The sequence below is a fragment of the Micromonospora sp. NPDC005237 genome (genome assembly GCF_040607775.1).
Classification (GTDB): domain Bacteria; phylum Actinomycetota; class Actinomycetes; order Mycobacteriales; family Micromonosporaceae; genus Micromonospora.
The window spans coordinates 120,737-141,606 of record NZ_JBEXHJ010000005.1 but is presented as its reverse complement, the minus strand read 5'-3'; the positions used below and the strand labels follow the sequence as shown (position 1 = coordinate 141,606).

Genomic DNA, 20,870 nt, shown 5'->3' with positions numbered 1-20,870 from the left:
CCCGCCGGAGCGGCGTCGGATCTGGCGGGCGGCCTCGGGGGGTCCGCGCCGAGACCCGGATGACTATCCCACCCGCGCAGGTCGCCACACTCGGTGCCGTCTGGCTCTGCCCCCGACAGGGAGGGCCTTGCGGCGGATTGGCGCAGCCTTGTACTAGCGTTGATGCTGTGAGCAATCGTCCTACGAGGTACGAGCCAATGACGATGGCACACCTGGGCGTCCTGCTCGTCGGGGCCGACGACACCAGGCGGTGGCGGCTGGTAGCGGAGTTCCTGGAGGAGTACGGCTGGGAACCTTCCGAGCATCGTGCTGACCTACTGATCCAGGAGCCGGCCCCGACAGGTGACGACCACTGGGACGTATTCCTCGCGGCACTGACGGAGTACCTTGCCGCCCGGGACGGGCGCGGCGCACCCGCCTGGGTCGAGACGCGGTCGCTGCGGCGATTCTGGTTCCCCTTCAACACCCGCGCTGCCCGCGTCGACGCCGTGGTGCACGCGCCTGCGGCGTTCCGGCGACGTGGGGTGTTCATCTCCCCAGAGGAGCTGAAGGTCGCGTGAGCGCCGACGACCCACTGCTCGACCGCACTGCCATCGAGGACGCCTTCCGCAGGCTCGGTGACCGGCTGGCCAGGCGGGGCGTGGTCGCCGACCTGTACATCTTCGGCGGGGCTGCCATGGCACTCGCTTACGACGCCCGTCGGGCAACCAGGGACATCGATGCCGTGTTTCAGCCACACGGCATCGTGCTCGACGAAGCGCGGGCTGTCGCCGATGAACTCGGGCTGCCGCAGTGGTGGCTGAACGAGCAGGCAAGCGTGTACGTCGCCGCTGGCGGGGATCCGGAGGCACCACGCGTCTTCGATCATCCGGGCTTGCGGGTTTCGGCGGCGTCCCCGGAGCACCTGCTCGCCATGAAAGTCCTCGCCGCACGACGTCGGGATGCCGAAGACATCCGCTTCCTGGTGGACCACCTCGGCCTCACGAGCCCCGAGGAGGCCCTGGGTCTCTGCGCCGAGATCTTCCCGGAGGAAGAGGTGCCGGGTCGGGCGAGACTGGTTCTGGAGGACGTGTTCGAAGGCCGCTAGGTCGGCAACGAATGCCTCAGACCAGGCCGGCGTCGCGCAGCAGTTGCCACAGGCCGGCGCCGTCCGGGGCGGACAGCCACTTCTGCCCCACCGGCCCCGACGAGGGGCGGCCGGCCGGGGCGGGCAGGCTACCGGCCAGCACCGACTGCGTCGGGGACAGCCTGCGGATCGCCACCCCGGCGACGTTCTCCGGGTGGGCGGCGGCGAACTCCCGGTAGATCTCCTGGTCGTGCTGGCCGTCGTCGCCGACCAGCAGCCAGCGCACGTCGGGGAACTCCTTGGCCAGCCGGGCCAGGGTGGAGCGCTTGTGCTCCATGCCGCTGCGGAACCAGCGGTCGGCGGTCGGACCCCAGTCGGTGAGCAGCAGCGGCCCGGCCGGGTAGAGGTGCCGGGACAGGAACCGGGTAAGCGTCGGCGCCACGTTCCACGCGCCGGTGGACAGGTAGAAGACCGGGGCGCCGGGATGCGCGGTGACCAGTCGCTCGTAGAGCACCGCCATGCCGGGCACCGCGTTGCGGGCGTGCTCGTCGAGGACGAACGTGTTCCACGCGGCGAGCAGCGGCCGGGGCAGCGCCGTCACCATCACCGTGTCGTCGATGTCGGAGAGGATGCCGAACTTCACGTCCGGGTCGATGATGCGCACCGGCGCGTCGACCGGCTCGGCGTCCGCCACGCTGAGCCGGACGGTGCCCCACCCGGGCGGCAGGTCGGCCTCGACGAGCGTGTCGACGAAACCGCTGCGGTCGGCCTGGGCCTCGTGCCGCACCCCGCCGGCCTCGATCTGCACCGTGACGTGCTTGGCGGGCAGGGTGGCGAAGCTGCGCCAGCCCCGGACCTTGTCCAGCCGACCCCGCTGGCGGGTGTCCGGACGACCCAGCAGCACCCGGCACATCACCCGCACCCAGCCCGGACGGCCGTAGCCGGTGTAGGCGACGATGTTCATCCGCCAGCCGGTGCGCCGCAACCGACGCTCCACGAGCTGGTGCACGGCGTCCTCGATCCGCGCGGCCCGGTGCAGGTTCGGCACGGCCAGTTGGCCGGCGGGTGTGGGTGGCACGCGCCAACCCTGCCACACGTCGACGGTCACGGCCACGCGAGCCGGTCCGGACTGGGCGGAACCACCCCGACCGGCTCGTGGTCCGTGAAACACTCCGGTCGGGACGACGACGGGGGCGTGGTCGTGTCGCATCCAGAGCAGCACCGCGGGCGGTGGCGTCCGCGACTCGACCGGCCGGCGCTCGTCGCGCTGCTGTTCGGTCTGGTCGGTGTCGGGTACCGGCTGGTCCTCACGCTGTACACCGTGCCGGTGTCGAACAGCGACGAGGCGACCTTCGGGCTGGCCGCCCTGCACATCGGGCAGGGCCGGGAACACCCCGTCTTCCTCTACGGCCAGCACTACATGGGCATGCTGGAGTCGTACCTGGCCGCGCCGCTGCTCGCCGTGGCCGGGCCGAGCTGGCCGGTGCTGCGGCTGCCGATGCTCGCCCTGTACGCGGTCTTCCTCTACCTCGTGTACCGGCTCACCCGCCGGCTCTACACGCCGTGGTTCGCCGTCCTCGTCGTCGGCCTGCTGGCGCTGGGCCCGGAGCGGGTGGTGCGCGACCAGCTCACCGTGGTCGGCGGCCGGCCGGAGGTGAAACCGGCGGTGCTGCTGATGCTGCTGATCACGGTGGGGCTGGCCGCCGGGACGGTGCGCCACCGTCGACTCGCCGTCGCCCTGTTCGGGCTGCTGGTCGGGCTGGCCGCCTGGTCGGACTGGCTGATCCTGCCGTACCTGGCGGTGGCCGTGGTGGCCCTGGTCTGGGCGGTGCGGCGGGAACTGCTCGGCTGGTCCGGACTGCTGCTGGTGGCAGGTTTCGTGGCCGGGACCGCGCCGATGATCGTCGACAACCTGCGCGCCGGGCCGGGTGAGGACTCGCTGACGGTGTTCCGGGAGGTCAGCACCAAGGCCGGCCCGCTGCCGCCGTGGACCGACCGGATCCGGGGCGGCCTGCTGGAGGGGGTGCCGTTGGCGCACGGGCTCTGCCCGGTCGACGGCTGCGGCCGGTGGCAGCAGTGGTTCGGCGTGTTGTACCCGGTGCTGCTGGTGGCCGCCGCGGCGCTCGCGCTCCTCGCGTACCGCCGGGCCGTCAGCATGCCGCGCGACAGGCAGGCCGCGGGGCCCGGCACGCGGGTCGCCGGCACGCCGCGTGGCGCGCGGGTCGGGCCGGTGGTGCAGCTCGCGCTTGTCGTCGGCGCGGCGTTGACCCTGCTGTCGTACGTGCGCAGCCCGCTCGCCGCGACGAGTCCCCTGGCCAACGCCCGCTACCTGTCGGTGCTGCAACTGTCGCTGCCGGCGGTGCTGTGGCCGCTCTGGGTGGCGGCCCTGGCCTGCTGGCGGGGCACGGTGGGCGTGCTCGGCCGGTTGGCCGGCGCGCTCGCCACCGCCGTGCTGGCGGCGTTGGCCGCGACGACGCTGGTGGTCACCGTGCTCTTCGCGACCACCGGCGCCGCCGCGTCGCGGACCGAGGAGCGTCAGGCCCGGGAGCTGGCCGCCGCGCTGCGCGCCGACGGGCCGCACGAGGTGTACGGGGACTACTGGACCTGCAACCGGCTGATCTTCAACACCGATGAGACGGTGGTCTGCGGGGTGCTCGACGGGGACCTGTCCCCCGGGCAGAACCGCTACCGCCCGTACTGGCGGCAGGTTGGGCGGGCCGCCCGGCCGGGTTACGTGGTGGAGATCGACTCGCCGATGGACCGGCGGCTGCGCCGGCTGCTCGCCGACCGGCCCGACGCCGCACCGGTGCGCGAGGTGGGCGGCTATCGCGTGTACCACCCCGACACCCCGGTGCGGCCCTGGCGCTAGCGGCGGGTCGTACGCTGGCCGGGCTGCCGCTTCACCCGCCCGAGGAGACCCGATGCTCATCCTGCTGCCGCCCTCGGAGGGGAAGGCCGACGCCGGCACCGGACGGCGGTGGACCCCCGACAAGCTCTCGCTGCCGGAGCTGAACCCCGCCCGTGAGCGGGTGCTCGACGCGCTCGTCGCGCTCAGCGCCGGGCCGGACGAGGAGGCCGCGCGGACGGCGCTCGGGCTCAGCGACGGCCAGCGGGGCGAGTTGCGCCGCAACGCCCGGCTGCGCGCGGCGGCCACCGCGCCGGCCGAGCGGCTCTACACCGGGGTGCTCTACGAGGCGCTGGAGCTGGCCACGCTGCCGTCGGCGGCGCTGCGGGCGGCCCGCCGGTCGATCCTGATCAGCTCCGGCCTGTGGGGGGCGGTGCGTCTCGCCGACCGGATCCCGCCGTACCGCTGCCCGATCGGCGCCCGCCTGCCGGGCGTCGGGGCGCTGTCGGCGTACTGGCGCGGGGAGCTGGCGCCGGTCCTGGCCGAGGCGGCCGGTCGGGGCCCGGTGCTGGACCTGCGCTCCGGCGCGTACGCCGCCACCTGGACGCCGCGCGGCGCGCTGGCCGAGCGGACGGTGACCGTGCGGGTGCTGCACGAGCGGGAGGTCGACGGTGTGCCGGTCCGCTCGGTCGTGAGCCACTTCAACAAGGCGACCAAGGGGCGGCTGGTGCGTGACCTGCTGGTCGCCGGGGCCCGACCGCGCACCGCCGCGGAGCTGATCGGCACGCTGCGGGAGCTGAAGCACACAGTGGTGGAGGAACCCACCGCTCCCGGTCGGGTCCGGCAGGTGGACCTGGTGGTCACCGACCTGTAGCGGCGCGGGAGCCGCAAATTTTCCTCAAGGCTGGGCGGAAGGCGTTCCGCAACGGCCGCTCGGGGGCCACGGTAGGGGAACCCAGACTCCGACAAGGGAGCCTCCGTTGGCCCGCGATCCCGCCCTGCTCGACCGGCCCCGTTCGCCGGCGACGCCACCCCCGCTGGACTGGCTGACCCTGGGCGACGCGTTCGAGGCCGCCTGCCTGCTGCGCTGCACGGCGCCACCGGCCGGCGCCCGGTCGGGCGCCCCGCTGCCCTCGCACGCGCCGGGGGTCGAGTTCAACCGGGAGGACGCCGCGCAGCGGATGCGGCAGTTGCTCGCCCGCCTCGACATCCCGGTCACCCAGGAGGTGGCCGTCGGCGGCCTGCGCCGCCGCTACGAGCTGCACCGGCTCTGGGTGCCACCGGAGCACCGCAAGGCGTACGCCCGGATGGTGGATGCCGGTTGGTGGCAGGGGCGTCGGGAGCTGCTGGGCGGTCCCGTGCCGGGCGCCTCGCCGGCCCGCCGCCGGTGGATGTCCCGGCTCGCGGCGGCGGCGTGGCGCTCGGCGCTGCTGGCCGGCGGGCGGCACGTGCGGCGGCACATCCTCGGTGTGCGGCTCACCGACCGGGAGTTGGCCGCCGTGCTGATCCGCAGTGCGGCCGTGCTCGACGTGCCGGCCGTGCTCCGCCCGGGCACCGGCTGTTTCCTGGTCAGCGTGGCCGACGGGCCGGACCGGGCGCGCATCCTGCGCAGCGCGTCGATGGAGCCGGCCCGCGGCGCGGTGCCCGAGCCGGCCCGCCACCCGGTCTGCTGAGCGGAGCCCGCGCCGCACCCACGGCGGCATCGACGGGTACGGGCTTGCGCGCGTCCGCCGGAGCGCGCACAGTGCACCGCGTGAGTCGTACCTCGTCGGGTCGGGCCGGTTCGCGCCGCGCGGGGGCGGCGGCGCTGGTGCTGGTCGCGGCCCTCACCGCCGCCGGCTGCCGGGACGACCCGGCCGAGCCGGTGGCGATCCGGATCGCCACCGGCAGCCCCACCGCCGTCTACTACGCGTTCGGGCAGTCCCTCGCGACCATCCTCAACCGGGAACTGCCCGGGGTACGGGCCAGCGTGGTGATCACCGCCGCCTCGGCGGAGAACGTCCGCCTGGTCGGCTCCGGAGCAGCCGAGCTGGGCTTCACCCAGGCCGACGTGCTGCCCGCCAGCCCGACGCAGAGCCCGACGGTGGACGCGGTGGCGCGGGTGTACGACGACCAGCTGCACCTGGTCACGACCGACGGCGGGCCGGTCCGCACGATCGGCGACCTGCGCGGCCGACGGGTCTCCGTGGGCGCGCCCGGCTCCGGCACCGAGATCACCGCCACCCGGCTGCTGGAGGTGGCCCGGCTCGGTGGCGACGCGGTACGCCGGGAACGGCTCGGTCTGGACGATTCGGTGGCGGCCCTGCGCTCGGGGCGTATCGACGCGTTCTTCTTTTCCGGCGGTCTGCCGGTGCGGGGCATCGAGGAGCTGGCCGGGCGCAGCGCCACCCGGATCGTGGACCTCGGTGAGTGGACGGAGCCGCTGCGCGCCCGCTACGGCCAGGTCTACGTCTCCCGGGACATCCCCCGCTCGGTGTACGGCATGAACCCGGTGACCACTGTCGCCGACCCGAACTACCTCATCGTGCGGGCAGACCTGCCGGAGCCGCTGGTGCGGGAGGTGACCCGGCTGCTGATGGAGCGGCGGGCCGAGCTGGGCGCGGCGCACCCGGCGGCGGGACGGATGAGCCCCCGCTCGGCGATCGCCACCGCGCCGCTGCCGCTGCACCCCGGTGCCGCCGCCTGGTACCGGGCCGCCAAACCCTGACTGTCGCCGGCCGCGCCGAGAGGCGCCCGCCGCCCTGGTCGGGCCGCTACCGGGCCCGGGCGGGCCGCAGGTCGACGGACGGGTCCTCGTCCGCCGGCTCCCCCGCCGGCTCGGGCTCGGGCTCGGGAGCCGGGAACCACAGGCCGGCGACCAGCCCGCGCGGCTCGGCCGGCCGCATGGTGAGCCGGCCGTCGGAGGCGTCGACCAGCACAGCGGCGATGGTCAGGCCGAGCCCGGCGCCGTCGACGTTCTGCGCGTCCGGCGCTCGCCAGAACCGCTCGGTGGCCTGGCCGAGCTGACTCTCGGTCATCCCCGGGCCGGTGTCGCGCACCTCCAGGGCCACCCCGTCGTCACGGCGGGCCACGGTCACCGTCACCGCCCCGCCGGCCCCGCTGAACTTCACCGCGTTGTCGATCAGCGCGTCCAGCGCCTGGTCGACGGCGGTCGGCACGGTCCGCGCGTACGCCGGGGCGTCGCTGGTGGCCAGCCGCAGCGCGATCGACCGGTGCCGGGCCAACGGCGCCCACGCGGCCACCCGGGACGCGGCCACGGCGGCGGTGTCCACGGTGACCCGCTCGTTCTCCTCCCGTTCGGCCCGGGCCAGGGTGAGCAGCGCGTCGAGCACCAGCGCCAACCGGTCGGTCTCCTCCAGCGCCAACCGGTGCTCGGAGCGCCCGTCCGCGTCGGTGAGGCTGGGACCCAGCTCCTCCACCCGCAGCCGCAGCGCGGTGAGCGGGTTGCGCAGCTGGTGGCTGGCGTGTGCGACGAACGCACGCTGTCGGTCCATCACATCGGAGACCACGTCGGCCATGTGGTTGAAACTGGCCGCGAGTCGACGCAGCTCCGGCGGGCCGAGCCGGTGCTGCACGCGCGCGCCCCGGTCGCCCTCGGCGATCTCGTGGGTGACCGCGTCCAGCTCGGTCACCGGGCGCAGCACCCAACCGGCCAGCCCGAACGCGGTGAGCACACAGGCCAGCACGACGAGCAGGCCGGCCAGGGTGAGCAGCAGCCACCAGGTGCTCACGGCCCGGCGGATCTCGTCGGCGGGGGTCACGATCACCACCGCGCCGAGGACCTCACCGCCGTCGTTGATGGGCACCGCCACCACCACCGGCCCGGCCGACCACGGCCAGACCGACTCGGGCGCGCTGGCCTGCTGCCCGGAGAGCGCGACGTCCAGCACGGTGGCGGTCCCCGTGGACTGCCAGCTCGCCGAGTCGACGACGATGCCCCGGTCCCGGTCGACGACCGCCGCGCCGATTCCGTACAGCTCGTCGTAGCTGCGCAGCTCCGCCCCGATCGGGCCGGGCTCGCCGCCGCGCAACGCCGGCCCGGCCAGCGAGGCGAACCGGGTGGCGTCGGCGAGCCGGTCGGCGCGCACCCGCTCGGTCTCCCGGCTGGCCAGGGTGACGGCGAGCGGGCTCTCCAACGCGATGAGGACGAGCACCATCAGCAGCAGATAACTGATCACCAGTCGACGGCGCACGGCGGCCCCTCACGCATCGCGCAGCCGGTAGCCGACCCCGCGGACGGTCTCCACCAGGCGCGCGTCGCCCAGCTTGCCGCGCAACGACCCGACGTGCACCTCGACGGTGTGCCGGTCGGCCCAGGTGGTGCCCCAGGCGTCGAGCAGGATGCGGTCGCGGGGCACCGCCACCCCCGGCTGGCGGGCCAACGACAGCAGCACGTCGAACTCCTTGCGGGTCAGCGTGACCGCGCGCCCCGCCACCGTCACCGTGCGGGCGGCCACGTCGATGCGTACCGCCCCCGCCTCGATCAGGTGCCGCTCGGGCGCCGCGTTCCCGGCCCGGCGCAGCACCGCCTCGATCCGGGCCTGCAGCTCCACCATCGAGAACGGTTTGACCACGTAGTCGTCCGCGCCGAGGCGCAGCCCGAGCACCCGGTCGCGTTCCTCACCCCGCGCGGTCACCGCGATGATGCCGAGCTGGCTGCTGCGTCGGCGCAGCTCCCGACACACGTCGGTGCCGTCCCCGTCGGGCAGGGTCAGATCGAGCAGCACCAGGTCGCAAGGGGCGGCGGAGAGCGCCGCGGCGACGGTGGCCGCGTGCTCGACCTGGTAGCCGCGGCGGGTCAGTGCGGAGGAGAGCGCGGCGGCCACCCGCCGGTCGTCCTCCACCAGCAGGATCCGCACCGTGCCCCCATTCGTCGCAGCCGTCCTGCGAATGGTGGCAGAAGCGTGCCGCGAGCGGGAGGGCCGCCTCCCGGTCCGACTCGCTACAGACCGAAGACGTCGTCGGCGACCGCGTCGCGGACGCCGTCGGCGAAGCCCCGGAATCCGGGGTCGTCGTGCCGGGCCGGCACGCTGGTGACGTTGACCCCGCTGGCCTGGGTCACGGCGTCGACCAGGGGCGGGAAGTCGATCTCGGCGTCGTCGAAGGCGTCGTCGTCCGCCTCGGCCAGGTTGATCACATGCTGTACGTCGTCGGACGGGGTGTCCGGGTCCTCGGCCCACTCACCGCCGGCCCGGTAGCACTCGTCGTACAACCCGCGCTGGCTGTCGGTCCAGTCGTCGTCGTAGCTCGCCATCGTCCACCCCTTTCCGGCCGCTCCACCTGAGCATGCCGGGCGGCGACGGGCGTCGGCGGCGGTACGGCCGAAACGCGCACCGGCCGACGTTCTCGCAGCGCGACATCGGCGACGTAGTCTGCGGAGGTGATCTACAAGCTGTTGCCGACCGTCGAGTGGGACGACGCGCAGGCCGCCGGCGCCGTCGCCGGCTCGGCCGTGGACCGGCAGGACGGGTTCATCCACCTCTCCGCCGCCGACCAGGTGGTGGAGACGGCCCGCCGGCACTTCGCCGGCGCCACCGGCCTCACCCTGCTGGGCGTGGACGCCGACCGGCTGGGCGACGCCCTGCGCTGGGAACCGTCGCGGGGCGGGCAGCTCTTCCCGCACCTGTACGGACCGCTGCCGCTGACCGCTGTGGTGACGGCCCGGGCGTTGCCCGCCGACACACCGGTCGCCGACGCGGTCGCCGCCCTGCTCGACTGACGCGACCGCACCAACCCCCGCTCCGCTGACGCGACCGTGCCACCCTGGCTCCGCTGACGCGACCGCGCCCGGTCCGACGGATGTCGGGCCGGGCGCGGGACGTCGTACGCGCGGGTCAGCGGCAGAGGCGGGAGATCTCCTCGGCGAACCGGTCCATGGGGTTGGCCTCGGCCGGCCCCAGCAGGTAGGTCTTCAGGTCGCGGCGTGCCTCGGTCATCGGGTCGTCGCCAGCCCGGGTGACCGCCACGATCTTCTCCAGCTCGCCACAGTCGGCGGAGAGCAGGTACGCGGCCCGCGCGGTCGGGTACTCGCGGCGGAACTCGTCCTCCGGCAGGCCGGCCGGGTTGGCCACCACGTACGGCCGCTGGCTCTGCACGAAGTCGGAGACCACACTGGACACGTCGCTGATCAGCAAATCGGTCTGGTTGAAGCAGTCGAACAGCGCCGGCGTACGGCCGGTCACCACGAGGTGCGCGGTGCCGTCCAGGGACGCGGCGTTGGGGTTGCCGCCGGCGGCCTTGATTGCCTCGACGATCCGGTCGTGCACGGCCTTGGCCGCCTTGGACCGCGACCCGGTCAGCGGGTGCGGCTTGTAGACCAGGCGCACCCGGGGGTTGGTGGCCAGCAGGCCCTTGACGATCCGCTCACCCATCAGCACCAGCGAGGTGTGGTACGGGTCGTCGTCGAGCCAACCCTCCCAGGTGGGCGCGTAGAGCACGGTGAACGGCCGGTCCACCGACTCGGCGCCGAAGGTGTGCACCCCGGCCAGCTGCGGCCGGCCGATCTCGACGATGTCCGCGTCGAGCACGCCCACCCCGGCGCGGGCGTACCGCTCCCGGCCGGCCAGGCCCGCGACCCAGACCTCGTCGTACACCTTGCTGTAGGGGTTGACGCTGGCCTGCTTGTCGCTGTCGCCGTGCCCGACGAAGACGTGCTTCATGCCGGGTTCGCGCAGCATGTGGATGTTCGCGCCGACGTTCGCGGCGTAGAGGGCCGCGCGGACGCTGCCGAGTTCGAGGTTCATGAAGTCCACCCCGGCCGGTACGCAGATCACCGGCAGCCGGGTGTCGGCCAGCTCGTTGAACGCCTCCCGGCTGCGCATCAGCACCACCGCGCGCTGGTTCAGCGCCTCGGTCGGCGCGAGCCACATGTTGGCCTGGTAGACGTCCTTGGCCGGTCCGGCGAAGTAGAGCGCCACCTCGGGCCGGTACGTGTCGAGCCAGCGCTGCACGGCGGGCAGCAACGGGCCCTGCCCGGAGCCCCGGCCGCGCAGCCAGGTCACCGCGATGATCGCGCCCACCACCGCTGTCGCCGCCACCGTCACCGTGGCGGCCACGAGGAACGGCATCGAATCGTGCTGCACCGCGGCGGCCACCGCGGCCGGCACCAGCAGCACGTTGAGCAGGGGCATCCGCTCGCCCGCGACCGCCGCCGCCCAGGCCGGCGGCCGAGGGGCCGAGCGCAGCGGGCCCAGCTCGATGTTGCGCACCAGGGCCGACAGCGGGTTACGACGGTCGATCATGGTGGAGAGCGCGCCGGCGAACACCGAGACGACCCACACCGCCGCCGGCAGGATCAGCAGCAGGCTCAGCTCGGTGCCGTCGAGGGTGACCTCCGCGGCGACCAGCAGCACGGCCGCCAGGTCCCGGGTCAACTGCCGGTACGACCAGTGCAGGCCGACCTTCTCCAGCAACAGCTGCGACTGCGGGGACCAGCGGGCGACGGCGAACTCGCCGAGCACCGCCGCCAGTCCGGCGACTGCGAACAGGCCGACCCAACCGAAAACGCCGGCGACGAGCATGACCAGGTAGGACAACACCAGCAGCGCGCCCTGCGCAGCGACGCCGATGCGTCCCGATAACGTGCCGAACAAAGGTACAGCTCCCTATGCGAGTGGTGACCGGCTGGGCCCTCGACGGCGACGCCGGACGGGGCGGGTGACGGACGACGCCGGCCAGCGCGCCGATGTGGTTTCGCAGCCTCTCGCGCCGCTGCCGGGCCGACCCGGTCCACACACGCCACGTTCGATGTCCGAGCTCCAGGATTGCAGTGTGCCACGGGCGCGCCGACCCGCTGTCACGGCAGCGGGCCGCTTACGCGTGACTGCGACCTTAACGTCGCGGGACGCGTAGGCATCACCCGGGTGTCGGGCACCATTTGGGGCACCGGGCCGATTGATTGCTGGCGGCGAGCCGCGCGAGCCGGGCCTCGGGGCGTCACGCCACGGCCCGAACGCGGTGGGCGTCCGGGCCGTGGTGTCCGACTGTTCGGTCAGCTCAGCCGCCGGTGGTCGGCGTCGCGCCGGCCGTGGTGCGGTAGCAGTACATCCCACCGGGGGACTTGCGCGACGCGAACCGTTCCAGTCCCAGGTACCGGGCGGCGTCGGCCACTGTCGTGTTGGTCTTCCACACGCAGACCACACTCACCCCCACCCTGCGCATGGCACCGTCCACCTCGTAGATCGAGACTGGCTGGCCGTCGGCGAAGCGCGCCAGCAGCAGCCGGTCCTGGGCGAACTCCGTCTCCGGGCCATAGTCGGTGAGGTACAGGTCACGGGGTAGCACCACCCGGACTTCCGCAGTGACCTGAGGGAGCGCGCGCATGATGGTCGACGGCGCGAGCACCAGACCCTCCGGTCGATCCAGATTCTTGATCCAGAAGGAGACGTCCTTGCGGGTCTCCGGCATCCGCCAGGTCGGCTTTGACTGCACCAGGTCGCCAGCCCACATCGGCTTGCCCTGCGTGTAGAAGGCGAAGACCAGGACGACGGGCAGCGCGAAGGCGAGGACCCGGTTGACTTGGGCAAGCCCGGGTAGGCGGATGACCGCCAGAACACCGACGAGCGCCGGCACGGGCAGGATCCACGGCACCCGCCACAGCACCGCCGTCAGGCCGCTCAGGTCACCACCAAACTTCAGCAGGCCGGGGACCATCAGCGCCGTCACGGCCAGCGCGGCGCCGGCGGCGAGCTGCTGCGGCGCACCACGACGGAGCAGCAGAGGCGACCACCACACGGCGAGCCCACCGATGACACCGAGCACGCCGAGCCACAGGGTCAGCTCGTAGATGGTCCGCAAGGGCAGCAGTGGGGCGTACGTCGCGGCAGCCTCCTCGACACCACCACGCAGGACCTGGACGAGCACGCCGGACAGCAGCGGGTAGAGCGAGGCGGCCGCGAAGCACAAAACCGCATCCCGGACGCGCCGCGTGGCGAGCAGCACCACGCCGGCCGCTGCGGCGAGCAGGGGCAGCAGGATGACGGCGGTGGTGGTGTATCCGACGCTGGCCACCGAGAGCAGCGCGAGCAGAACGAGCGCGCGACGGGAACGGTGCTCCAGGTAGTCGGTGAGGTACACCCACGCAAGCGGGATCAGGGCGTGGACGAAGACGCTCTTGCCCTGGGTCAGCCGGGGCAGGTGGTAGGTGTTCAGGGCGTCGGCGTAGTAGGCGACGAGCAGGATGTAGGCGACCGCCACGCCGAACACGACGAGCGGCCGTCGCGGCGCCCACCGCTGCACGAGTCGCCACAACGCGAGGATCGCGAAGACGGCCAGCACGGGCAGCAGGAGGTACCACGTCGCCGACGCGGCGTGCACGTGCAGGACCCGGGCCAGCGCCCCGATGAAAACCTCGAAGGACGGCAGCGGCGGATTCGCTGAGCCGCCGGGCAGAACGCCCTCGGTAAACAGGAAATCCCGGAACGGGATCTCGTCGCGCTCGGCGACCCAGACGGACTTGCCGACGTAGAAGACGTCGTCGAGCGACACCCGGCCGATGAGGGTGGCGAAGTACGCGGCGGCCAGTGAGACGGCAAGAACCACGTACGCCTGGGCCGGCGTGGTCCGGGCCTCCCGGACGGCCGGCGTGGAGTCCGCGGCGGCCGCGCCGCCACGGCCGGACAGGGCAAGCCAGGCGGAGACGACCGAGACCAAGCCCAACACAGCGGCCAGCCACCAGCTCAGCGTGCCGGTGCCGACGGCCGCGAACAGCGCCGCGGCGACTGCGGTGCCGACCGGCAGGGCGTAGCGACGCAGCAGGGACACCCGGTCGACAGCCGCGCTCCCCTCGGTCGGCGTCGCCGCCGCGTCGTCGCGCCCCACGACCGGGTTCCGCCGCCGGAACCGCCACGCCACGTAGGCGGCGGCCGGCAGCAGCACGACCCAGGCGAGGAAGACGATCGACGGACGCAGGTTGAGGCCAAGGTTGAGGTGATAGAGCAGCGTCCAGATGGCGAAGCCGACCACGGCCGCGTCGGTGAACACGACGGGCGTGGCGGCCACCACGGCATTGAGGCGGCCGGTGAGGCCGCGACGTCGACCAGGCCGGCCGCTGCCGCCGCCCACCCGGGCATCCGCACCAGGGGAAGTCCTTCGGTCGGCTGGCGCTGGCGCCACAACAGCGTCTTCGACTTTCGTCACGGGGCGTCCTTGTCGTCCGGCGGCGGATGTGAGGGCGAAAAACGGATGTCGGCTTGGTGACGGCCGGGTGTCAAGGGGGCAGCCTAGCGGAGGCAGGCGCCAGGCTCGGCCCCCGGCGCAGGTGGTGTCGCGGGCCGGTCAGCCAGAGATCGGCGCCACCCTCGGCAGCGGTACGGAGTTGGTCGCGCCGAGCCCGGCGGCCACGGATTCGACCAGGTTGTCCAGATAGCTGTCGGTCAGCGGCAGCCGGGCGATGGCGAGCCGCCAGTAGAGCGGGCCGACGATGAGGTCGACGGCGGCGTCCGGGTCGGTGTCGGCGGGCAGCTCGCCGCGCTGCACGGCGCGGGTGACCAGGCGGCCGCCGATCTCCTGCTGGCGGGCGTGCAGCACCTGACGCAGGGTCTCCTCGATGGCCGGGTTGCGGGCGGCCTCGGCCAGCAGGTCCGGGATGATCTGCGAGGCCAGGGGGTGGCGCAGCGCGTGCGCCACCGCCTGGAACAGCAGCGCGAGGTCGCCGCGCAGAGTGCCGGTGTCCAGCACCGGCAGCTTGCCGTGCGCCGCGGCGGCGACGATCTCCACCACCAGGTCCAGCTTCGAACTCCACCGTCGGTAGATCGCCGTCTTGCTGACGCCGGCCCGGCGGGCCACCGCCTCGATGGAGAGCCGGCCGTAGCCGACCGCGGCGAGCTCCTGCATGAGCGCCCGCCGGATGGCCGTGGTGATCTCGTCGCGCAGCACCGCAGCGCCGGCCGGGACACGCCTCTTCTCGGTCGTCACCATGGACTCTTCTCGCAGGTCACGCCCACTACAGTAGCGCAACGACGCTACGGTTGCGTCCCGACGTGTTTCGGACTACTGTCCACGCAGCGGCGAGGCGGCGCCCCGCGCACCCTTCCCACTAGGATTCCATCGTCGCGAGCAACCCGTCTGCACGAAAGATCGGAGCGCCATTTCCATGGCCACCACCGCGCTGGTCGACCCCGACACGGGCCTGACCCAGGCGCAGCTGGCCGCTCGGCACGGGCTACGGGTCGCCGGTGAGCGACCCACCCTCGCCGAGTACAGCCGCCGACTCTGGGCCTACCGGCACTTCATCGCCGCGTACGCCAACGCCAAGCTGGTCGCCTCGTACAGCAACGCCAAGCTGGGCCAGCTCTGGCAGGTGCTCACCCCGCTGACCAACGCCGCGGTCTACTACCTGATCTTCGGGGTGGTGCTGGGACAGAACGACCGGATCCCGAACTTCATCGGCTACCTGACCACCGGCCTGTTCATCTTCAACTTCACCCAGAGCGCGGTGCTGGCGGGCACCCAGTCGATCAGCGGAAATCTCGGGCTGATCCGGGCCCTGCACTTCCCTCGGGCCAGCCTGCCGCTGTCCACCACGGTGACCCAGTTCCAGCAACTGCTCGCCTCGATGGTGGTGCTGATCGGGATCGTGCTGGTCACCGGCGAGTCGATCACCTGGAAATGGCTGGTGCTGGTGCCGGCCCTGCTGCTCCAAGCGGTGTTCAACGCCGGCGTGGTGCTGATCGTCGCCCGGCTGGGCTCCAAGGCGAGCGACCTCAAGCAGGTCATGCCGTTCCTCATGCGTACCTGGATGTACGGCTCCGGCGTGCTCTACAGCGTCAGCCTCTTCGCGCGGCTGCCCGGCTGGGCGGCGACGCTGGTCCAGTTCAACCCGCTGCTGGTCTACATCGAGCTGGCGCGCTACGCGCTGCTGGACGAGCCGCCGATGCTCAACGAGTCGCTGACCCAGCTCTGGCTGGTCGCCGCCGGGTGGGCGCTGGTGGCCGGCATCGGTGGCTACATCTACTTCTGGCGCGGCGAACAGGAGTACGGCCGTGGTTGATTCCCTGCGGGCCGCCGACGAGGCGACCGTGTCCCTGCCCGTGCTGGCGCAGGAGCGGATCCCCACCGTGGTGGTGGACGACGCACACATCATCTACCGGGTCCACCAGGGTGCCACCGGTGGCACCACTCCGGTGGCCGCGCTGCGCCGGCTGGTCAAGCGCACCAACGCGCCGAACGTCCGGGAGGTGCACGCGGTCAAGGGCGTCTCGTTCACCGCGTACCGGGGCGAGGCGATCGGGCTGATCGGCAGCAACGGCTCCGGCAAGTCCACCATCCTGCGGGCCATCGCCGGCCTGCTGCCGGTCAACCGGGGCGCGATCCACACCCAGGGGCAGCCGTCGCTGCTCGGCGTGAACGCCGCGCTGCTCAACGACCTCTCCGGCGAGCGCAACGTCGTCCTGGGCTGCCTGGCGATGGGCATGCACCCCGACGAGGTGGCCAAGCAGGCCGCGGGCATCATCGACTTCTCCGGGATCAACGAGCGGGGCGACTTCGCCAGCCTGCCGATGCGCACGTACTCCTCCGGGATGGCGGCCCGCCTGCGGTTCTCCATCGCCGCCGCCAAGAGGCACGACGTGCTGCTCATCGACGAGGCGCTCGCCACCGGCGACAAGGGCTTCCGCAAGCGCAGCGAGCAGCGGGTACGCGAGCTGCGCGAGGGCGCCGGCACGGTGTTCCTGGTCAGCCACCAGCTCTCGTCCGTGCGTGACACCTGCGAACGGACGATCTGGCTGGAATCGGGCGTTCTCCGGATGGACGGCCCCACCGACGAGGTCATCCGCGCATACGAGGCGTACGCGAACAGCAAGTAGAGTGCCGGCCAACCTCCGGCATCGACACGGCACCAGGACCGCGTCGCCCGCATTGGGGCGGCGCGGTCCGCGCGTTAAGGTTCATTCCGTCGCCGCTCGGGCGGAACCTTCCGTTAACGCAATTCTGAGAGTGAGGATCCGGCAATGACGCAGGACCAGACCACTGGCCCGGACGCCGCAACGGAGACCCCCGCACCGTGGCGGCCCTCGCGGACAGTGGCCGTGGTGCTGGCCGGCGGCACCGGGACCCGGCTGGGCCTCGGCATCCCCAAGCAGCTGCTGAAGATCGCCGGTAAGCCGATCATCGAGCACACCCTGGCCGTCTTCGAGGCCGCTCCGGAGATCGACGAGATCATCGTGCTGATGGCCACCGGCCACGTCGAGGACGCCCGGCAGATCGTCGAGAAGGCCGGCCTGCGCAAGGTCACGAAGGTGATCGAGGGTGGCGACACCCGCAACGCGACCACCCGGATCGCGCTGGACGCGGTCGGCCCGGCCGACTGCAACATCCTCTTCCACGACGCGGTGCGCCCGCTGCTCAGCGGCCGGATCGTCCGCGAGTGCGTGAACGCGCTGTGGACCTACGACGCCGTCGACGTCGCCATCCCCTCCGCCGACACGATCATCCAGGTGGACGAGAACGACTGCATCACCGACATCCCGGTGCGCTCCCGGCTGCGCCGGGGACAGACCCCGCAGGCGTTCCGCTCCCCCACCATCCGCGAGGCGTACCGGATCGCCGAGGGTGACCCCGACTTCGCGGCCACCGACGACTGCGGCGTGGTCCTGCGCTACCTGCCGGGCACCCCGATCAAGGTGATCGACGGCTCGGACGAGAACATCAAGGTCACCCACCCGGTCGACGTGCACCTGGCGGACAAGCTCTTCCAGCTCGCCGCGGCGCAGGCGCCCCGGCTGACCGACCACCGCAGCTACAGCGAGGAGCTGACCGGCCGCACCATCGTGGTGTTCGGCGGCAGCTACGGCATCGGCCACGAGCTGACCGAGCTGGCCCGGCGCTACGGCGCGCAGGTCTTCCCGTTCAGCCGCTCCACCACTGGCACCCACGTGGAGCGCGCCGAGGACGTCGAGGCCGCGCTGACGACCGCCTTCGAGGCCACCGGCCGGATCGACCACGTGGTCGTCACCGCCGGGATCCTGGAGAAGGGCGCCCTGGCCGAGATGGACGAAGAGACGATGGACCGGCTGTTGCAGGTCAACTTCGTCGGCCCGGTGACCATAGCCCGCCAGGCCCTCCCGTACCTCCAGCAGACCAAGGGCCAGCTGCTGCTCTACACCTCCAGCTCGTACACCCGGGGTCGGGCTCGCTACGCGCTCTACTCGGCCACCAAGGCCGCCCTGGTCAACCTGACCCAGGCGCTCGCCGACGAGTGGGCCGACGTGGGCGTCCGCGTCAACTGCATCAACCCGGAGCGGACCGCGACCCCGATGCGGACCCGGGCGTTCGGCGAGGAGCCGGAGCACACCCTGCTCGCGGCGGAGGCCGTCGCCCAGTCGTCGCTGGACGTGCTGATCTCCGACCTGACCGGTCAGGTCATCGACGTACGCCGGGCGCCCGGTAACGGTCCGTCGGTGCCGGCCCAGTCGGCGCGGGCCGAGGCGGCGGCGGCCGTGACCTCCGCGAGCTGACGCGGGCGACGGAACTCCGACGGCGGCGAACGGAACGACATGCGTGGTGACCTGGTCCGAAAGCTGCTTGCCCGGTGCCTGAGCGTCGGTCTGGCGGTGCTGGCGTTCGTCGTGGTGGCGCTGACCGGCGCCACCGGGTGGGGGCTGGCGCTGGCCGTCGCGGCGCTGGCCGCGGCGGCCGCCGAGCAGCGGATCCGGCCCGGCGCTGACCTGGTCGCCGAGACGGCGCTGATCGCCGCGGCGGTCCTGGTCGGCTACACCCGGCGACTCGACGACGGGTTCGACCCGGCGCTGGCCGCCACGGCGCTGGTCCTGCTGGGGCTGGTGCTCCTGGTGGGGCCGCTGCGGACCGCCGGCAACCTGGAGGTCCGGGCGGCCAACCTGCCGGTACGGGCCTGGACCCCGCTGATCGCCGACCGGCTCGGCGTCGCCCTGTTGGGGCTGCTCGCGGCAGTGGCCCTCGCCGCCGCGCTGACCCTGCCCGCCGCCGTGGCGCTCGTCGTCAGCCTGCTGGTGGGCGCCGGCGCCGGGGCGGTCGCGCTGGACCTGGCCCGGCGGCGGTTCCGGCCCACCGGCGGCGGTGGGCCGGTGGCCCGCGCGCTGCGCCGGCACCAGCCGGAGTTCCTGCTCTACTTCTCCGCGCCGCCCGGCTCGGAATACCAGGTCACCATGTGGCTGCCGTACCTGGAGCGGATCGGCAGGCCGTTTTTGGTCCTGGTGCGCGAGCCGGAGTTCCTGGCGCCCATCGCCGCGGCCACCGACGCGCCGGTGGTCTACTGCCCCACCCTGCGGGCGATCGACGAGGCGCTGGTGCCGAGCCTGCGGGTGGCGTTCTACGTCAACCACGGGGCGAAGAACAGCCACTGCGTCCGGTTCACCCAGCTCACCCACATCCAGCTGCACCACGGCGACAGCGACAAGGCGCCGAGCGCCAACCCGGTCTCGGGGATCTTCGACCGGATCTTCGTGGCCGGTCCGGCGGCGATCGACCGGTACGCCCGTGCAGGGGTGCGGATCCCGGCGGACAAGTTCGTGGTGGTGGGCCGCCCGCAGGTCGAGTCGATCGACGTACGCCGGGAGCCGGCGCGCGGCCTCGCGAGCCCGACGGTGCTCTACACCCCGACCTGGACCGGGCACCACGCCGACGCCGACTACTGCTCGCTGCCGGTGGCCGAGGAGCTGCTGCGACGGCTGCTGGAGCGCGGTGCCACGGTGATCCTGCGGGCCCACCCGTACACGGCGCAGAACCCGGCGTCGGCACGCCAGTTGGGCCGGCTGACCGAGCTGCTGGCCGCCGACCGGGCCCGCAGCGGACGGCAGCACGTCTTCGGCGCGGCGGCCCGCGAGCTGAGCCTGACCGACTGCGTCAACCGCTCGGACGCGCTGGTCTCCGACGTGTCCGGCGTGATCTCGGACTACCTCTACTCCGGCAAGCCGTACGCCGTGACCGACATGGGCGACGAGGGCGACCGGTTCACCCACCGTTTCCCGTTGGCCGGGTCGGGTTACGTGCTGCGGCGCGACATGTCGAATGTGGACGCCGCGCTCACCGCGCTGCTGGACACCGACCCGCTGGCCGAGGAGCGCTGGGCCACCCGCCGCCGCTACCTGGGTGACTTCCCCGCCGAGTCGTACGCCGAGGCTTTCCTGACGGCCGCGCGCCGAGAGCTGGCGCCGGCGGAGAACCTGGCCACGTCAGCACCGGTCTAGCAGCTCAGCGGTAGGCGTCCAGCAGCGCCAGCACGGCGGCCGGGTCCTCCAGGTGCGCGTTGTGGCCGAGACCGGGCAGCGTGGCGACCGGCACGCCGTACTCCTTGAGCTGCGCGTCGGTGACCATCGGGTCGTGCTCGCCGCGCGCCAGCACCACCGGCACGTCGGTCGCCGCCAGCAGCGCGGTCAGGTCGGGCTCGCCGACGGCGAACGCGCTCGTGTCCATCGCGAGCCGCCACCGGCCGTCGACCTGGCGCAGGCCGGCGTCCACCATCGGGTGGTCCGGGGAGACCAGGCCGGTGAGGCCGGCGACCCGCAGGTAGCGGCGGGCGGCCTCAGTGCGGCTGGCGAACCAACCGAGCGGGCGGGCGGCGAGCTCCGCGGCCCGGGCCAGCTCGGCGGGTGACCAGACCGCCTTGATGCCCAACCCGACCACCGCGTCCACCGGCAGCCCGGCGTCGCGGGCCGCCAGCGCCAGGCCGACCACCCCACCCAGCGAGTGGCCGAGCACCACGATGCGGTCGTCGAAGGCCAGGCCCTGCGCGATCCGCTGGGCCAGACCCTCGAAGGAGTACGACGACAGCGGGGCCGACCAGCCGTGCCCGGCGAGATCCGGCGCCAACCACCGCCCTGGCCAGTGCTGCTCCAGCAGTGGCGCCCAGGGCAGCCACACGTCGCCCGTCGCTCCCATGCCGTGCAGCAGCAGCAGGACCGGCCCGCGACCGGCGTGACCAACCGATTCGTCCACCACGGCCGCAGTCTCCCACGGTTCGTGGCCCGGTACGAGAGCCGTCAT

The 20,870-nt window shown here is 73.0% G+C and carries 19 protein-coding genes; 11 read left to right on the top strand and 8 right to left on the bottom strand.

Translation table 11 applies throughout. The features are described 5' to 3' along the window. Nucleotides 1–197: 197 nt before the first annotated feature. Entirely contained in the window at nt 198–560 is a 363-nt protein-coding gene (locus tag ABZT87_RS15490) for a hypothetical protein (RefSeq protein ID WP_354856706.1), read from the top strand. Continuing rightward, nucleotides 557–1,087, top strand: a complete 531-nt coding sequence (locus ABZT87_RS15485) for a DUF6036 family nucleotidyltransferase (RefSeq protein WP_354856705.1) — start codon at nt 557–559, stop codon at nt 1,085–1,087. Before ABZT87_RS15490 ends, ABZT87_RS15485 begins: the two co-directional genes overlap by 4 nt. A 16-nt stretch (nt 1,088–1,103) precedes the next feature. Here the strand turns inward: ABZT87_RS15485 and ABZT87_RS15480 are convergent, their stop codons facing one another. Next, nucleotides 1,104–2,144 carry a phosphatase domain-containing protein gene (locus ABZT87_RS15480; RefSeq protein WP_354856704.1) on the bottom strand — a complete coding sequence of 347 codons (1,041 nt, stop codon included), beginning with the start codon at nt 2,142–2,144 and terminating at the stop codon, nt 1,104–1,106. A gap of 123 nt (nt 2,145–2,267) precedes the next feature. Here ABZT87_RS15480 and ABZT87_RS15475 point away from each other — a divergent pair, with 123 nt between their 5' ends. The 4 genes from ABZT87_RS15475 (at nt 2,268) to ABZT87_RS15460 (ending at nt 6,618) form a co-directional block, all read left to right on the top strand. Continuing rightward, nucleotides 2,268–3,935: a hypothetical protein gene (locus ABZT87_RS15475; RefSeq protein ID WP_355136482.1), complete on the top strand. Its 1,668-nt coding sequence runs from the start codon at nt 2,268–2,270 to the stop codon at nt 3,933–3,935. 52 nt (nt 3,936–3,987) lie between these two features. Continuing rightward, nucleotides 3,988–4,785, top strand: coding sequence for a peroxide stress protein YaaA (gene yaaA, locus ABZT87_RS15470; RefSeq protein ID WP_355136103.1), 798 nt, complete (start codon nt 3,988–3,990; stop codon nt 4,783–4,785). A 106-nt stretch (nt 4,786–4,891) separates the two neighbouring features. Next, nucleotides 4,892–5,584 (top strand): hypothetical protein, encoded by a 693-nt coding sequence (locus ABZT87_RS15465; RefSeq protein WP_355136101.1) that lies wholly within the window; start codon nt 4,892–4,894, stop codon nt 5,582–5,584. Between the two features lie 80 nt (nt 5,585–5,664). Then, entirely contained in the window at nt 5,665–6,618 is a 954-nt protein-coding gene (locus tag ABZT87_RS15460; protein ID WP_355136099.1) for a TAXI family TRAP transporter solute-binding subunit, read from the top strand. Nucleotides 6,619–6,664: 46 nt separating this feature from the next. Here ABZT87_RS15460 and ABZT87_RS15455 read toward each other — a convergent pair whose 3' ends face one another. The 3 genes from ABZT87_RS15455 to ABZT87_RS15445 form a co-directional block, all read right to left on the bottom strand. Continuing rightward, nucleotides 6,665–8,104, bottom strand: a complete 1,440-nt coding sequence (locus ABZT87_RS15455) for a HAMP domain-containing sensor histidine kinase (protein ID WP_355136097.1) — start codon at nt 8,102–8,104, stop codon at nt 6,665–6,667. Nucleotides 8,105–8,113: 9 nt separating this feature from the next. After that, nucleotides 8,114–8,770: a response regulator transcription factor gene (locus ABZT87_RS15450; protein WP_355136095.1), complete on the bottom strand. Its 657-nt coding sequence runs from the start codon at nt 8,768–8,770 to the stop codon at nt 8,114–8,116. An 83-nt stretch (nt 8,771–8,853) separates the two neighbouring features. Then, complete coding sequence (locus tag ABZT87_RS15445; protein WP_007457840.1) at nt 8,854–9,165, bottom strand: hypothetical protein; 312 nt, start codon at nt 9,163–9,165, stop codon at nt 8,854–8,856. A 126-nt stretch (nt 9,166–9,291) separates the two neighbouring features. Here ABZT87_RS15445 and ABZT87_RS15440 point away from each other — a divergent pair, with 126 nt between their 5' ends. Beyond that, nucleotides 9,292–9,630 (top strand): DUF952 domain-containing protein, encoded by a 339-nt coding sequence (locus tag ABZT87_RS15440; RefSeq protein ID WP_354862097.1) that lies wholly within the window; start codon nt 9,292–9,294, stop codon nt 9,628–9,630. A 115-nt stretch (nt 9,631–9,745) separates the two neighbouring features. Here the strand turns inward: ABZT87_RS15440 and ABZT87_RS15435 are convergent, their stop codons facing one another. From ABZT87_RS15435 to ABZT87_RS15425, 3 genes are all read right to left on the bottom strand, one after another. After that, on the bottom strand, nt 9,746–11,503 hold the full coding sequence (locus ABZT87_RS15435) for a CDP-glycerol glycerophosphotransferase family protein (protein ID WP_355136093.1): 1,758 nt from the start codon (nt 11,501–11,503) through the stop codon (nt 9,746–9,748). Between the two features lie 403 nt (nt 11,504–11,906). Beyond that, entirely contained in the window at nt 11,907–13,910 is a 2,004-nt protein-coding gene (locus ABZT87_RS15430) for a DUF6077 domain-containing protein (RefSeq protein WP_355136091.1), read from the bottom strand. A 276-nt stretch (nt 13,911–14,186) separates the two neighbouring features. Further along, entirely contained in the window at nt 14,187–14,828 is a 642-nt protein-coding gene (locus ABZT87_RS15425; RefSeq protein ID WP_355136089.1) for a TetR/AcrR family transcriptional regulator, read from the bottom strand. 175 nt (nt 14,829–15,003) lie between these two features. Here ABZT87_RS15425 and ABZT87_RS15420 point away from each other — a divergent pair, with 175 nt between their 5' ends. The 4 genes from ABZT87_RS15420 (at nt 15,004) to ABZT87_RS15405 (ending at nt 20,074) form a co-directional block, all read left to right on the top strand. Beyond that, nucleotides 15,004–15,900, top strand: a complete 897-nt coding sequence (locus ABZT87_RS15420) for an ABC transporter permease (protein WP_354862092.1) — start codon at nt 15,004–15,006, stop codon at nt 15,898–15,900. Nucleotides 15,901–15,904: 4 nt separating this feature from the next. After that, on the top strand, nt 15,905–16,714 hold the full coding sequence (locus ABZT87_RS15415) for an ABC transporter ATP-binding protein (protein WP_354862102.1): 810 nt from the start codon (nt 15,905–15,907) through the stop codon (nt 16,712–16,714). Between the two features lie 144 nt (nt 16,715–16,858). Next, a complete protein-coding gene (locus tag ABZT87_RS15410) occupies nt 16,859–18,364 on the top strand; it encodes a bifunctional cytidylyltransferase/SDR family oxidoreductase (protein ID WP_355136087.1) in 1,506 nt (501 codons plus the stop codon). A gap of 39 nt (nt 18,365–18,403) precedes the next feature. Beyond that, on the top strand, nt 18,404–20,074 hold the full coding sequence (locus tag ABZT87_RS15405) for a CDP-glycerol glycerophosphotransferase family protein (RefSeq protein ID WP_355136085.1): 1,671 nt from the start codon (nt 18,404–18,406) through the stop codon (nt 20,072–20,074). A 4-nt stretch (nt 20,075–20,078) separates the two neighbouring features. Here ABZT87_RS15405 and ABZT87_RS15400 read toward each other — a convergent pair whose 3' ends face one another. Next, a complete protein-coding gene (locus ABZT87_RS15400; RefSeq protein WP_355136083.1) occupies nt 20,079–20,825 on the bottom strand; it encodes an alpha/beta hydrolase in 747 nt (248 codons plus the stop codon). Between the last annotated feature and the right edge of the window lie 45 nt (nt 20,826–20,870).